Source organism: Sphingomonas vulcanisoli, assembly GCF_011761305.1.
In the GTDB taxonomy this organism is placed as follows: domain Bacteria; phylum Pseudomonadota; class Alphaproteobacteria; order Sphingomonadales; family Sphingomonadaceae; genus Sphingomonas_I; species Sphingomonas_I vulcanisoli.
The window spans coordinates 208,919-222,813 of the sequence record NZ_JAAOZC010000005.1 but is presented as its reverse complement, the minus strand read 5'-3'; the positions used below and the strand labels follow the sequence as shown (position 1 = coordinate 222,813).

13 protein-coding genes and 4 pseudogenes are annotated in these 13,895 nt (G+C 64.1%); 7 read left to right on the top strand and 10 right to left on the bottom strand.

Annotated features, from left to right (window positions below; genetic code table 11):
• The first annotated feature begins 228 nt into the window (after positions 1 to 228).
• Positions 229 to 957 carry a GNAT family N-acetyltransferase gene (locus tag FHS31_RS11635; RefSeq protein WP_167073653.1) on the top strand — a complete coding sequence of 243 codons (729 nt, stop codon included), beginning with the start codon at positions 229 to 231 and terminating at the stop codon, positions 955 to 957.
• On the opposite strand, the gene FHS31_RS11630 is transcribed toward FHS31_RS11635, so the two are convergent.
• On the bottom strand, positions 954 to 2,207 hold the full coding sequence (locus FHS31_RS11630; RefSeq protein ID WP_167073651.1) for a NupC/NupG family nucleoside CNT transporter: 1,254 nt from the start codon (positions 2,205 to 2,207) through the stop codon (positions 954 to 956). The genes FHS31_RS11635 and FHS31_RS11630 overlap by 4 nt on opposite strands.
• Positions 2,208 to 2,381: 174 nt before the next feature.
• Positions 2,382 to 3,419 (bottom strand): methyl-accepting chemotaxis protein, encoded by a 1,038-nt coding sequence (locus FHS31_RS11625; protein ID WP_167073649.1) that lies wholly within the window; start codon positions 3,417 to 3,419, stop codon positions 2,382 to 2,384.
• 109 nt (positions 3,420 to 3,528) lie between these two features.
• On the opposite strand from FHS31_RS11625, the gene guaA reads away from it, so the two are divergent.
• Positions 3,529 to 5,088 carry a glutamine-hydrolyzing GMP synthase gene (gene guaA / locus FHS31_RS11620; protein ID WP_167073647.1) on the top strand — a complete coding sequence of 520 codons (1,560 nt, stop codon included), beginning with the start codon at positions 3,529 to 3,531 and terminating at the stop codon, positions 5,086 to 5,088.
• 293 nt (positions 5,089 to 5,381) lie between these two features.
• On the top strand, positions 5,382 to 6,638 hold the full coding sequence (locus tag FHS31_RS11615) for a tyrosine-type recombinase/integrase (RefSeq protein WP_167073645.1): 1,257 nt from the start codon (positions 5,382 to 5,384) through the stop codon (positions 6,636 to 6,638).
• Here the strand turns inward: FHS31_RS11615 and FHS31_RS16800 are convergent.
• From FHS31_RS16800 to FHS31_RS11585, 6 genes and pseudogenes are all read right to left on the bottom strand, one after another.
• On the bottom strand, positions 6,604 to 6,771 hold the full coding sequence (locus tag FHS31_RS16800) for a hypothetical protein (RefSeq protein ID WP_425057233.1): 168 nt from the start codon (positions 6,769 to 6,771) through the stop codon (positions 6,604 to 6,606). The genes FHS31_RS11615 and FHS31_RS16800 overlap by 35 nt on opposite strands.
• Positions 6,772 to 7,033: 262 nt before the next feature.
• A pseudogene (locus FHS31_RS11605) lies at positions 7,034 to 7,381 on the bottom strand (integrase core domain-containing protein); the annotation flags it as partial.
• Between the two features lie 143 nt (positions 7,382 to 7,524).
• Positions 7,525 to 7,713 (bottom strand): hypothetical protein, encoded by a 189-nt coding sequence (locus tag FHS31_RS11600; protein WP_167073641.1) that lies wholly within the window; start codon positions 7,711 to 7,713, stop codon positions 7,525 to 7,527.
• Positions 7,714 to 7,819: 106 nt separating this feature from the next.
• Positions 7,820 to 8,185: pseudogene (locus tag FHS31_RS11595) on the bottom strand (ATP-binding protein); the annotation flags it as partial.
• A pseudogene (locus FHS31_RS11590) lies at positions 8,179 to 8,577 on the bottom strand (IS21 family transposase); the annotation flags it as partial. The pseudogenes FHS31_RS11590 and FHS31_RS11595, both read right to left, overlap by 7 nt.
• Before the next feature lie 86 nt (positions 8,578 to 8,663).
• Entirely contained in the window at positions 8,664 to 9,050 is a 387-nt protein-coding gene (locus FHS31_RS11585) for a hypothetical protein (RefSeq protein WP_167073639.1), read from the bottom strand.
• Positions 9,051 to 9,212: 162 nt separating this feature from the next.
• Between FHS31_RS11585 and FHS31_RS11580 the strand changes: the two genes are divergently transcribed.
• From FHS31_RS11580 to FHS31_RS11570, 3 genes are all read left to right on the top strand, one after another.
• The gene (locus tag FHS31_RS11580; RefSeq protein WP_167073637.1) at positions 9,213 to 10,112 is read left to right on the top strand and encodes a LysR family transcriptional regulator; all 900 of its coding nucleotides are present in this window, start codon (positions 9,213 to 9,215) and stop codon (positions 10,110 to 10,112) included.
• 159 nt (positions 10,113 to 10,271) lie between these two features.
• Positions 10,272 to 10,778: a MarR family winged helix-turn-helix transcriptional regulator gene (locus FHS31_RS11575; protein WP_167073635.1), complete on the top strand. Its 507-nt coding sequence runs from the start codon at positions 10,272 to 10,274 to the stop codon at positions 10,776 to 10,778.
• 300 nt (positions 10,779 to 11,078) lie between these two features.
• Positions 11,079 to 11,570 carry a LysR substrate-binding domain-containing protein gene (locus tag FHS31_RS11570; RefSeq protein ID WP_167073633.1) on the top strand — a complete coding sequence of 164 codons (492 nt, stop codon included), beginning with the start codon at positions 11,079 to 11,081 and terminating at the stop codon, positions 11,568 to 11,570.
• Here the strand turns inward: FHS31_RS11570 and FHS31_RS11565 are convergent.
• Positions 11,552 to 11,791 (bottom strand): DUF2274 domain-containing protein, encoded by a 240-nt coding sequence (locus FHS31_RS11565; RefSeq protein ID WP_167073631.1) that lies wholly within the window; start codon positions 11,789 to 11,791, stop codon positions 11,552 to 11,554. The two genes, FHS31_RS11570 and FHS31_RS11565, sit on opposite strands and share 19 nt — an antisense overlap.
• A gap of 4 nt (positions 11,792 to 11,795) precedes the next feature.
• On the bottom strand, positions 11,796 to 12,029 hold the full coding sequence (locus tag FHS31_RS11560) for a TrbI/VirB10 family protein (protein ID WP_243843423.1): 234 nt from the start codon (positions 12,027 to 12,029) through the stop codon (positions 11,796 to 11,798).
• A 145-nt stretch (positions 12,030 to 12,174) separates the two neighbouring features.
• On the opposite strand from FHS31_RS11560, the pseudogene FHS31_RS11555 reads away from it, so the two are divergent.
• Positions 12,175 to 13,881: pseudogene (locus FHS31_RS11555) on the top strand (TrlF family AAA-like ATPase); the annotation flags it as partial.
• Positions 13,882 to 13,895 lie beyond the last annotated feature (14 nt).

The window sequence follows — 13,895 nt, the reverse complement described above, 5'->3', positions numbered from 1 at the left end:
CGGACCGCTTACCCGGCAGCAATGGCTCGATCCGAACCCACTGCACGTCACTCAACTCGTAGCGCTTGATACCCATGATGCCCCCGCAAATCGCGGTACCTCATGAATCAGACATCACGCCAAATGGAAATCCTGAATGTCGATACAGCCTAGTGCCACTCCATGTCGCCTTCGAGCATGATGGGGCTGAGAGAGGCTTTGGGCTCCCGCTCTGACGAGGAGTCCGCCATGCCTTTTGCCGCCGAGAAAGTCTATTTCATGCGCCGCGCGCGGGAATCGCACGCCGCGATGATCGCTTCAAAGGATAGCGGCGCACGCCTCGCGCATGCCCAGCTCGAAACTGCCTATGATGGCTTGGCCGAAGTCGCCGATCGCAACCTGCGGGAGCGCGCCTCGGCATCGGAGAGCGTCAGGGCGATGGCGATGCTGCCATCGGGCCTGGTGCAAGACATGCTGGTGGGCGATCCGGTTACGCGGGGCGGCGTTGCGCTGCACATTCGGCCAGCGACGCCCGAAGACGCCGCACTGCTCGCCGGGCTCTTTGAGCATGTGACGCCCGAGGATCTCCGATCCCGCTTCGTCGGCACCCTGCACCCCATCGGCGCGGCCGAGCTTGCGCCGCTGATGGATTATGATCCGGATACCAGCATCACCTTTCTGGCCTTCGAGCCGACCGGCATCGCCGTGGCCGCGAGCACGCTGGCCGATGCTTCGGATGCATCCAGCGCTGAGGTCGCCCTGTCCGTCCACGCCGAGTGGAAAAACCTGGGCATCGCCTGGACGTTGATGGAACATACGCTCGCCTACGCCACGGCACATGGCCTGCGTGAGGTTACCTCAATCGAAAGCGGTGACGAGCAGGCCGCGGTCAACCTCGAACGTGAAATGGGATTCGTCGCGCGGTTGACCTCGGCGAGCCCGATCGAATTCTCGTTGAGCAAGCTCGTTTCGGGCTAAACGACGAGCATCCCCGCCAGCGCCGCGGACATCAGATTGGCAAGGCTGCCCGCCACCAGCGCGCGCAGGCCGAGTTTGGCGATCATCGGGCGCTGGTTGGGAGCGAGGTTGCCCGTCACCGCCATCTGGATCGCGATCGAGGAGAAATTGGCGAAGCCGCACAGCGCGAAGGTGACCACCGCCTGTGTATGGGGGCTGAGCGCGGGGCCGAGCTTACCGAGGTGGATGTAGGCGACGAATTCGTTGAGCACGATCTTCTCGCCGAACAGCCCGCCTGCGGCACCCGCCTCGCTCCACGGCACGTTGAGCAGATACATCAGCGGCGCGAAGATATAGCCCAGCAGCTGCTGGAAGCTGAGATCCGCAATCCCGAACCAATGGCCGACGCCCGCGAGCAGGCCGTTGGCCAGCGCGACCAGCGCCACGAACGCCAGCACCATCGCTCCCACTGCCACCGCCAGCCGCACGCCGAGCTGCGCGCCCTGCGCCGCGGCCATGATGATGTTGGCGGGCTTCTCCTCATCGCCCTGCTGCTCGGCGACGGCGATGCCCTCATCCTCGCTGGCGGGATGGTCCGAAGGCACTTCGCCCGGAGGATCGGGCATCATCAGCTTGGCCATGAGCAAGCCGGCGGGCGCGGACATGAAGCTTGCCGCAAGCAGATAATCGATGCGTATGCCCATCGCCGCATAAGCCGCGAGGATCGTGCCCGCGACGCCGGCCATGCCGCTCGTCATCACCGCGAACAATTGGCTGGGGGCGAGTGCCGCCAGATAGGGCCGGATCACCAGCGGCGATTCGGATTGGCCGACGAAGATGTTCGCCGCCGCGCACAGGCTCTCGACCTTCGAGACGCCGATCACGCTCTCGATCGCGCCGCCCACCCAGCGCACCACGGCCTGCATGATGTTGAGATAATAGAGGATCGACACCAACGCCGCGAAGAAGATGATCACCGGCAAGGCGGCGAGCGCGAAGGCATGGCCGCCGATTTCGGGTGCGGCCAGCGGGCCGAAGATGAAATTGGTCCCAGCCTGCGCATAGCCGAGCAGATCGGCAACGCCGCCCGCCAGCCAGCCGATCGCGGCCCGGCCCCACGGCACGTACAGCACCATCACCGCGATAAAGACCTGCAGCGCGAACGCCGCCCCGACGACGCGCAGCCGGATCGCGCGTCGGTTGTTGGAGAGCGCCACCGCGATGGCGAGGATAAGCAGCACGCCGATCGGGCCGAGAATGAAACGGTTCATGTAGGTAAGCGCGGCCCCCGAAGATTTGCGGGCAGCTTAGCCGGAACGGCGCAACGTTAAAGCCCCTCCCCTTTAGGGGAGGGGTTGGGGTGGGGCAGTTCGGCAACAATCGGAACTCGCACCTTGGGGATGACCCCCACCCCCAACCCCTCCCCTGAAGGGGAGGGGCTTGACTTACGCCGCCTTTGCCATCGGCGCGATCGAGGCGGCGATTTCGGCGTCGGTCGCCATCGGCAGCTCGATCAGGCAGCGGAAACCAAGCCCGGAAAAGCCGCGGAATGGTGTTGCCGCTGCAAAAGCCGCAACCGAATCGGCGCGGCGCTCGATGCCGCTCGTCGTGCCCGCCGGCATCGCCATGTGCGATCCGAACGGGCCGCCCCATGAGGATCCGACCAATCGATCGTCGCTATCGACGATCGTGATCTTGAGCGCGCTGCCGTTGCTTTCCGGGACGGTCAGCACTTCGTCCATCAACCGTTCCCAATCAAACTCCAGATAGAGCACGCCGATCGGCTTGCGGCTGCCGGGCGCGCGGATCGCCTGGACGAAGACGAGTACGCCCCGGTTATTGGAGAAGGGGTTCTGCCACACCGCATCGGTGAACCATTCGTCGCCGCTGCTCGAGAGCGCCTTGTTGAACTGCGGCGCACCGCTGAAATCATGCGCGCGCAAACTATCGACGGGCTTGTCCGAGATGATGAGCCGTCCGTTGGCGCCGACGACGAAGGCATTCACATAATCCTGGCTGATATGCGTAAGATAGCGCAGTCGATCGGCGGCGCTTTCGAGTACCTCCGGATCATCGCTGATGCAGGCGGCGATGATCGCCGGGCCGGTCGCCATCAACCCCAGGTGCGGCGATCGCGCGGCGAGCGAGCGGGTGATCTGCTGCATCTTGCCGCGCGCGACATCGATCAGCCGCGCGCCCTCGATCTCCTCCAGCATCTCGTCGGCGATGCGCGCGCCGAACGCGAGCCGATCGAGCACCTCGGCGCGGAAGCCGGCTGCCGCAATCTTGCTTTGATTGGCGAGCGCCTTCACCTCCTGCGCGACGATCGAGAAACCGCGCCCCGCCTCGCCCGATCGTGCCGCCTCGATCGTGGCGTTGAGGGCGAGCAGATTGGTGTGGCTGGCGATGCGTTCCGAATGATCGGCGTAGCGCTGCACTTCCTCCCGCAACATCGACAGCAATGTTCGGATTCGGCGCGGCATAGGCAACTCTTGGTTACAAAAACTTGGCCTTCAGCCCTAAGTTATAATGGTAAATGAAGCGTATAGAGCGGCGCTGGACAGGGCGGGAAAGCGCCATTATCCGCTCGTCATGAGCGTTGCGCCTTCCGATTGTATCCTAATCGTCGATTTCGGCAGCCAGGTGACGCAGCTCATCGCCCGGCGCGTGCGCGAGGCGGGCGTTTATAGCGAAATTGCGCCGTATAGCGCCGCCGATGCCGCCTTCGATCGGCTCAATCCCAAGGGGATCATCTTCTCGGGCGGCCCCTCTTCGGTGATGTGGGAGGATAGCCCGCGCGCGCCGCAGCGGTTCTTCGAGGCGGGGCTGCCGATCCTCGCGATCTGTTATGGCCAGCAGACGATGCACCAGCAGCTCGGCGGCCACGTCGCCGGATCGGACGAGCGGGAGTTCGGGCGGGCCTTCATCGAAGTCGTGGCCGAATCCGCGCTGTTCGATGGGCTCTGGGCGGTCGGCGAGACGCATCAGGTGTGGATGAGCCATGGCGATCGGGTCGAGGCGCTGGCGCCCGGCTTTTCGGTCGTCGCGCGTTCCCCGGGCGCGCCCTTCGCGATCGCTACGGACGAAGCCCGCCGCTTCTATTCGATGATGTTCCACCCCGAAGTGGTCCACACCCCCGATGGCGGCAAGCTGATCGCCAATTTCGCGCGCCACGTCTGCGGCCTCACCGGCGACTGGACGATGGCCGAGTTCCGCTCCGCCAAGATCGCCGAAATCCGCGCACAGGTCGGCACGGGCAAGGTGATCTGCGGGCTTTCGGGCGGGGTCGATAGTGCGGTGGCGGCGGTGCTGATCCACGAAGCGATCGGCGATCAATTGACCTGCGTGTTCGTCGATGGCGGCATCCTGCGCGCCGGTGAGGCGGAGCAGGTCGTGGCGCTGTTCCGCAACCATTACAACATTCCGCTGGTCCACGTGCAGGCGCAGGATCTGTTCATGGACGGCCTCGCCGGGCTGACCGATCCCGAGGCCAAGCGCAAATTCATCGGCAAGACCTTCATCGATGTGTTCGATGCCGAGGCGAAAAAGATCGGCGGCGCCGATTTCCTGGCGCAGGGCACGCTCTATCCCGATGTGATCGAGAGCGTCAGCTTCACCGGCGGGCCTTCGGTGACGATCAAGAGCCACCACAATGTCGGCGGGCTGCCCGAGCGGATGAACATGAAGCTCGTCGAGCCGCTGCGCGAATTGTTCAAGGATGAAGTGCGCGTGCTGGGCCGCGAGCTTGGCCTGACCGAAGCCTTTGTCGGCCGCCACCCTTTCCCCGGCCCCGGCCTTGCGATCCGCATTCCGGGCGAAGTGACGCGCGAACGCTGCGACATCTTGCGCAAGGCCGATGCCATCTATCTCGAGGAGATCCGCAACGCGGGCCTTTACGATGCGATCTGGCAGGCGTTCGCGGTGCTGCTCCCCGTCCGCAGCGTCGGCGTGATGGGCGATCACCGCACTTATGACAGCGTCTGTGCGCTCCGGGCGGTCACCTCGACCGATGGTATGACCGCCGACGTCTACCCCTTCGATCCCGCCTTCCTCTCCCGCGTGGCGACGCGCATCGTCAACGAAGTCGCGGGCATCAATCGCGTCGTCTACGATTTTACGAGCAAACCCCCGGGCACGATCGAGTGGGAATGATTTTTGCCTATCCGGGGCTATCCGAAACTACGCCACGGCACTATCTAACACGCTGAAATAAAATAGTATTGCTGTCAGCAGCTATCGGTAGCTATCGGTGGGCATGGATCGCGTCTGGCGGCCCCGCTGACGGACCTCGCCCCCATTGATCAACCGGAAAATCGAAAGTACCGTCACGGGCGTTGAGGCTCGTGACGGTACTTTTCCAGAACTAAGGCACTGGAAAGAAAGCGAGTTTTACGCCGCTAGCCTCCGAAAAACGCGTGACGGTACTTTTCGCGAGGTGGCTTAGTATGTTGACGGACGCAGCACTTAAGGCTCTCAAACCTAGAGACAAAATGTACAAGGTCACCGATCGGGATGGCATGTACGTGCGTGTCGCGCCGTCGGGCGCCATCTCTTTCAGGCTCGATTATCGGCTGAATGGAAGGCGGGAGACCGTCTATCTAGGCAAGTACGCGCGAGACGGGATCTCGCTCGCCCGGGCCCGCGAACTATGCCTGGACGCACGCCGGGCGATAACCGAGGGGCGGTCCCCCGCTATCGAGAAGCAGCGGGACAAGCGTCGGATCAAGGAGGCTAAGAGCTTCGGCGAGTTCGGCGAAAAGTGGTTGATGAACGCGCCGATGGCTGACAGCACCCGCGCAATGCGCCGCTCGATTTTCGAGCGGGAGCTACTGCCGCTTTGGCGGAACCGTTTGCTGACGGAGATCGTGCCGGATGACCTGCGCGCTCACTGTGCCAAAATCGTGGAACGGGGCGCGCCGGCGACGGCGATCCATGTGCGCGATATCCTGAAGCAGATCTACGGCTTTGCCATTCTTCACGGCGAGAAGGTCGCGAACCCCGCCGATGATGTCGGGCCGGCCTCTATCGCCACCTTCACGCCCAAGGACCGCTCGCTCTCACCGACCGAAATCCGCATCATGCTCAAGCAACTGGAGCATGTGGCGACGCTGCCGACGATCCGCCTTGGCATGAAGCTCTACCTCCTCACCATGGTCCGGAAGAGCGAGTTGCAGGACGCTGTTTGGGACGAGGTCGATTTCGACAATGCGGTCTGGACGATCCCGAAGGAGCGCATGAAGCGGTCGAGGCCACACAATGTCTACCTGTGCCGACAGACTCTCGACATCATGATCGCGCTCAAGACATGCGCAGGCAACTCTCGGTATCTGCTGCCTTCTCGGTATGATGCTGATGCCCCTATGTCGCGCGCGACCTTCAATCGGGTTACCTATTCTGTGGTCGAACGGGCGAAGACGGAAGGGCTGCCGTTGGAGGCGTTCACCGTCCACGATCTGCGGCGCACGGGATCGACGCTGCTCAATGAACTCGGCTTCAACCGCGACTGGATAGAAAAGTGCCTGGCGCACGAGGACGGGCGCTCGTCGCGCGGTGTCTACAACAAAGCGGAGTACGAAGTTCAACGTCGACACATGATGCAGGAATGGGCTGACATCGTGGATGCCTGGGTCGAGGGTCGGAAGCATGTGCCGACGCTGCTGCCCCCCGCTATGCCGCTGGTTGCTCTCGATCCTGCCCTTTGACGGGGCGAGACTTGCGCTTGGTGACGTCGGGATGTTGTGCGCGATGGATAGGTTTCGCGCGCCGCGCCAGCAGCCAAGCCTGAACCTCCGCGAGGTCCCAAACGATGCAGCGCGGCGATAGTGCGAAGCGCAGCGGAAATTCACCCGCGCTGCTCCATCTCGTAAATCGTGCTGTCGGCCAGCGGCACCATCTCTCGAAGCTGGTGGCGCCGAATTGTTTTCCTGATCTTCAAATCCTCGCTCTGACCCATGCTCAATCTCCTTCGCAGCTGTCACTGGCGATTGAGAACGATAGATGCTGTAGCTGAAAGTCCTCTAAGAATGGCGTGCGGCGATAGCGTGCTCTGGCGTAGAAATCGGAGGGTTCGCTGCCCTTCCGACGTGGCCCCCAAGTTTTATCCAGTTGTGAGTTCGCTCCAGCGTTGGGGTTGAGGTTTTTCGGTGAGCTGGGCGGCGGGATCTGGCGCGGAGCCGTCGGCGTAGCGCAGCGCTAGATCACGGCGCGGGCGGAAGTTGGCAGCGTAATCACGCGGCGTCTGCCAACCGAGTTTTGAGCGAGGTCGCCTCTCGTTATAATCGCGTCGCCAGCTCGCGAGCACAACCCTGGCATGGTGAAGGGTGCGGAACAGCGTCGCGTTCAACAGCTCGTCGCGAAGGCGGCCATTGAAGCTCTCGTTGATGCCGTTCTGCTGGGGCTTTCCCGGCGCGATGTAGTGCCAGCCGACGCCGGCGTCGTCCGCCCACTCGCCGGGGCCGGGATCGGCCAGGGGATAGTCGATGAGCGCCAGCGTCTCGATCGACCCATAGCCGGTGATGCCCCACGCCTGGGTCGTACCTGCCATCTTGCTCTCCCGTTGATCGTCGTCGTCCTCGATCCGCGCGCGCTTCAGTCGCGCGGTTTCGCCAGCAGTGCCGTGAAGATGCCGATGTGACTGACGAGCCAGGCCGGCAAGAACACGGTGATGACGATCCAGCCGAACGGCCCGAGGATGTTGGCGTCGTGAATGCTCGGCGTGACCCTCACCGCGGCATTCAGATTGTAAAGTTGCAGCGAAGCGGGACCCCCTTTTTTCATCCAAGAAGGCCCCCCCCAGCGCATCGGTGTCCGTCGAGCGGCGGCGTAGCGCGGAGCTTTCATTCCGCGCAGCGCGTAGCCGCCGCTCGCACCACACGGGTTGTTTTTAGGACCGGTTCTTGAGCCGCCAGCTTTCGTTGCCGGTCTCGACGATGTCGCAGTGGTGGGTCAGTCGGTCGAGGAGCGCCGTGGTCATCTTCGGATCGCCGAAGACGGTGGGCCATTCGCCGAACGCCAGGTTGGTGGTGATGATCACCGAGGTGCGTTCGTAGAGCTTGCTGACGAGGTGGAAGAGGAGCTGACCGCCGGAGCGAGCGAACGGCAGATAGCCGAGCTCGTCGAGCACCACGAGGTCGAGTCGCGCGAGCTGGTCGGCCAGGTGGCCCGCCTTGCCCTGACGGGTCTCCTCCTCGAGCCGGTTCACCAGGTCGACGGTGTTGTAGTAGCGGCCGCGCGCACCGGCGCGGATTCCCCCGGCCTGAACGTCAGCGGTACGAACGCCAGAGCCGGATCGGCCACGCCCGCCCGCCGCTCGCTCGTCCAGCGGATCGCATATCGCCGAACCGCAGCGTACGACCCGTCGTAGCCCTCCCTCGCCAGCAGGTCCCAGAGGCGCGTCACCCGCAGCCGCTCCCGTCGCGGTCGCGCCTCGTTCTCCGTCAGCAGGGCCTCCAACCGATCCTTGAAGGGGCCGATCTTGGGAAGCGGCTGAACGTCCCGCTTGTAGGTGAACGCCCCCTCCGGCGCCCGGATCGCCTTGCGGACCACCTTGCGCGACAGGTTCAAATCCCGCGCGATCGCCTTGATCGGCTTCCCAGCGGCGTGCTCGCGCCGAATCCGGACGACAGTCTCCACCACCAACATCCCGATCTCGACCGCCGCTGAGAAAGCTGAGCAGTCAGGCTTAAACCAACGGAATGAGGGGTCCCTCTTCGACGCACATCACCCCGCTACAGGGGTCCCGATTGCATGAAACTCCACACATTCAGATAGTCGAGCGTGCCGACGATGTTGAAAATCCACGCGAACACGATGCGTACCGGGCTGCGCATCAGCAGCAGCGCAAAGGAGATCAGCGCCAGCACCGCGACGAGGACGTCGCCTGCCATGATCTGGAACAGGTAATCCTGCGAGAAGCCGGCCGGCGCGAGATCGAAGATGCCCGGCAGCAGCGCCGTCAGCCCGAAATAGCGGAAGAAATGGACGGGAATGAGCGCCTTCAGATGCCCGTCGCGACCCGAGTCCACCAGCCGCGGTCGCACCGACAAATAGATCATCGCGAACCCTGCCAGCGCGATGGTGTAGCCGACCAGGTGAAAATAGCTCTTTGGTTCCACTAGACTTCTCCTAACTCGCCAAGCGGAGAAGCAGCCACGGTTCTTACCCGCGATGATCCTTGAGCTCAGGCGGCGGCGACACTTGCCGGCGAAAGGGTATGGGTTTACCGGTTCCGGTTCAACCGAGCATATTCGTGCATCTTTGACCCGGAATTGCGAACGATGATCCAGCTCGGCGACCTCCGTGTCTTTCTCGAAATCAACGCGACCGGCAGCTTCAGTGAGGCCGCGCGGCGGCTGCGGATGCCGAAATCGTCGGTCGCCCGGCAGATCGACCGGCTGGAGAGAACGCTCGGCGGCGCACTGTTCGCGCGGACGTCGCGCACGGTCGCGCTGACCGATGCAGGACGCGCGTTCCTGCCGCACGCCCGCCGCCTGTATGACGACGGCGTCGAGACAGAGAATGTCCTCAAGAACGGCAATCGCGGCGCAAGCGGCAAGCTGACAGTGTCGGCCACCGCCCCTTTCGCCCGCCATTTCCTGGTGCCGCACCTGCCGGCGTTTCTTGATCGCCATCCCGATGTGCAGGTCGCGCTGTGGCTGACGCCCGCGCGGGTCGAGGTCGGGTCCGGCGAGGGTCAGGTCGATATCGCGATCCGCCTGCGCTTCTCCGCTGGGCCGGATCTGGCCAATCGCAAGCTCGGCGAGATCGATTTCGTGGTTGTCGCCTCGCCCGCCTATCTCGCGGCATACGGTGCGCCCGAGCGGCCCGACGACTTGAAGCACCACCAACTGATCGAGCTTGGGCCGCCCAACAAGGCGCACCAGGTCGAGCTGCGCCGCGGCAAGGAGATCGCCACGATCCGCTATAACCCGCGCCTGCAGATCGACGATCCCGACGCGGTCTGCCTTGCCGCGGAGAATGGGGCCGGCATCGCCGTGGTCCCCCGCTTTGTGGCGGCGCCGGCGGTGGCCGCCGGCAGGTTGGCGAACATATTGCCGGATTGGGGAGCCGCGCCCATCCCTGTAAGTCTGCTTTATCGCACCAACATCGCCCCACCTGGCCGGATCCGCGCCTATGCAGAATTCCTGCTAGAAACGGTGGGCCGTGCTCTGGGTTGACCGCAGCAATGGCAATCCAGGCCCTCGCGTTGCACCGATGATGTCGGCGTGGGAGCGGAAATCCTGGAAGCGGGGATCAGAGGCTGCGACATGCTTGTCAGCGATCCACGTCTCCACCATTTATATGTATATGCAGTGAGCCGACTTGGAGTTTTGATTATGATTCCGCCTGAAATCACCGACCAAACGCCGCGTCTTCGAGATCCGGTGGTCGGCGGCGTAGACATCCGGGAGATCGCCGGGTGCACCTGCCTGAGACTTCGCCGATCAACCCGGATTGCGACACAGCTCTTCGACGCGCACATCGCGGCCTCAGGCGTAACGATCGGCCAGTTTGGGGTCCTCGCCCAGCTCCATGGCGTGAGTGTATGGCGAGACGCTATCTCAATCAAAGGCTTGGCGGACTTGATTGGTATGGACCCGACGACGCTGTTGCGGACGCTCAAACCTCTTGAGCAAAAGGGTTGGGTCGCCAGCGCCCAGGACCAGACCGACCGCCGATCCAGGCTCGTGCACCTTACAGATCTCGGGCGCGATCAACTGGCGAGCGCCGCGCCTTATTGGGAGGCGGCGCAGCGGGAACTTCGCCAAAAGGTCGGGGAGGAAACCGCGCTGGCCCTGAACGGCCTCTTGGACCTCGCCGGCAGAAAGCTGCAATTGGATTAATTCCGCTGGACAGCTACGCCATTCGGTAATATCACTGCATATGCAGCCATATCGCTGACCTTGCAGTGAGACCCTTGATGTTGCGCCCACCCCTTGCCGTCCTCGCCATCAGCGTCATCCTCGGGCTCGCTTGCACCGGGGCAGCCCAGGCTCAAGCGCCGGCTGCCCTGCCGCCGGGCATGCAGACGCCGACCACCAAGATCCTCGCCGTCGGCCATGTGACCCCAAAATGGTCCCCAGCAGCTGGCGCCACGGTGATGCCGCAGGAAGTGCGCGCGACGGTGGCGCTCTACCTCGAGGGTGAACGCGCGCACGATCGACGTGACGGTGTTGATCGGTGCACCGGATCCCGTTCTCGGTGAGGCGCTCGCGCTTTGGCGCGAGCAGGCCTTTGCGATCGTGCCGGCGACGCATTCATTCGCGAGCGAGGGTGAAATCGGGTGGGAGCGACTGGCTGATGAGACGTTACTGTTTTCCACGCGGGATGCTGGACCGGAAGCCGAAAACGCACTGATCGCGCGGCTAGGCGGTCCTGGCCGATGGCCCGACCGGCGACTTCACACCGTGAACCGCGACACGCTTCTGACATTAGTCGCCATGGGCCGCGGCGTTGCGATGATGATCGAATCTGATCTTGGCCATCTGCCCGACGGCGCAGTGGCGGTGCCGCTCGTCGGCGCGACTGGTCGGACAAGAGAGATGCTCACAGCCTACCGACACCCAGGCAACGACAACCCGCCCTTGCGCCGTTTCTGGTCGATGCTGAAGAGCCGCTATTCGGAAGGCGGCTGACCGGCGGCCATCGCCCGCCGGGCTTTGGCTAACGCGCGGTCGGATGCGATGAAGCGGGCCAGCATCGGCGCAATCAGCTTGGTGGGCTCGATCCGCGTGCCGGTCTCGGTGGCGAGCACGTCGGCATAGGCCACCAGATCGCGTTGAGCGGCCGCGGGGAGTTCGATGGTCATGCGGACCGGACGCTCGTCGGCGAGCACGCCCAGTTTCAGCTTCGTCATGATGTCACCCCCGGTAGGGTTCGAGGATCAGGTCACGGGTGACGATCACGCGCACCGGGAAGCCCGGCCGCACGGTGATCGTCGGCTGGATGTCGAGCGATCGGCCGACCACCTGGCGGCCGGTTTGGCTGATGCTGTCGGAAGCACCGCGGCGAAGCGCCTGCGTCAGATCATTCTGGTCGGAGGACGTGCCCGCTTCGGACCCTAGGCCCGGCCAGGTCTGGCTCGGGAACCCCATGACGGTGAGCATGCGCAGAGGCGCGCGGTCGTCGCGACCAGTTCGGCGGGCGTCGCGGAGTCGAGATCGGGCCCCCGAAACCGCGCGGTGCGCTGGAAGCTGCCGTCCTTGTTGAGGACGACGCCCGACGCGACGAGCGCGGCCCAACGGCGTGCCGCACCTGGTCCGGCGCGCCAGTGTCGACGGCAGCGTGCAGATGAAAATCGGCGCCGGGGTCCTGCAGCCCTGCACCGAGGAAGAAGTGAGGGCACTTCTCCCCATTCAGGCCTACAGCCAAAAGCAACTCAGCGACGTCAGCGTGCGGATTGAGGAGCTGACGCGTTTCATCACGGCGCCGATCAGAGGCGACCTTGACCGGCTGCAGCGTCAAACCCTCGACCGCGCGAACCGTATCCGGGAGGCCTATGCCACCCGCCAGCGGTTCCGTGATCTTACGCGGACGCTGCACAAGCGCCAGCTCGAAGAGCGCTCGATCACCCAACAGGCGAACACGATACGCGCGTCGCTGACGGGGCTGTCTGACGTCTATCGCGCACTGCTCGAGCAGGGGCAGCACTATACGTCAGCAGGTTCTCTCATCGCCTCTTGGAAAGTCGGGGCGGGCACGATCAGCGAGAAGGCGCGCGAGCTGCGCCAGCTTGTCCAGGCGCAGCTAGCGTCGCTGCAGCCAGTTCCGGCCGAGCCGTCCGCCATGAAGGAAACGCTAGAGGCTGCCCGCACCCAATACGACGGGCTGCTGGAATCAGCCTTGGCGGCGCTCTCCGAAATCACGGTCGCCGCGGGAGTGATCGAAGGCGGGGACGTGGCCGCAGGCCCCTGGGAGGCTTGGGATGCCGGCCATGCAGCGTTTCAGACCGAATATGCTGCGGCTATGGAGCGCTCGTCGTCCCATACCGAAAAGCTGCAACAGCTTCGCGCGATGGAAGCCCGCGTAGCGGAGCTGGCCGCCGAGACGACGCGGACCCGCGAGACGCTGGCGACCCTGGCGACAGCAGACGAGAATTATTCGACGGCACGCGACCAATGGCTGGGTGCGCAAGCCGAGCATGACGATCTGGTCGATCGCGAGTGTGCGGCACTGACCGCCCGTTCTGGCGGCCTGATCCGCGTCGGCGTTAAGCGTTATGCCGACCCCGCGGCTTTCGTCGCAAGCCTACGCTCGGCGCTGCAGGGCTCGAGGGTGCAATCGGCGCGGCTTGATGCGCTGGGTGAGGCGATCATCGCCGCGGCCGACCCCAAGGCCGCATGGCTGGCCGCCCTCACGGAACTGGAAGGCCTAGCAGACTATGATGCCGAGCGCGGACCGCCTGGCACGCGCCCGGGCGCCGTCGCGCTTCTCGGCATGGGGCTGAACGCCGGCGACATCGACCGGATCGCGCAGCACTTCACCCCGGAAAACTGGCTCGTGCTTTCACTGACGCCGATCGAATCCGTGCCGATCTACGAATTCCGAGCCCGGGAAGGGGAGTATATCCCCTTCAAGAATGCCTCGGCCGGCCAACAAGCGACGGCCCTGCTGAAGACGTTGCTGAACCAGCCCGGACCGCCGCTGCTGATCGACCAGCCGGAAGAGGACCTGGACAACCCGGTCATGCTCGAGATTGTCGAGCAGCTCTGGGCTGCGAAAAAGCTGCGCCAGATCGTGTTCGCCAGCCACAACGCCAACCTCGTCGTCAATGGCGACGCCGAACTCGTGGCCTGGTTCGGCTACCGCACGACGGGCGATCAATCCCGGGGCACGATCAAGGGCGTGGGGGCGATCGACGTTGAGGATGCGCGCGACGCAATCAAGCAAATCATGGAGGGCGGCGAGGCCGCCTTCCGGCTGCGCCGCGAGAAATACGGCTTCTGATTTTTTCGGCGGTG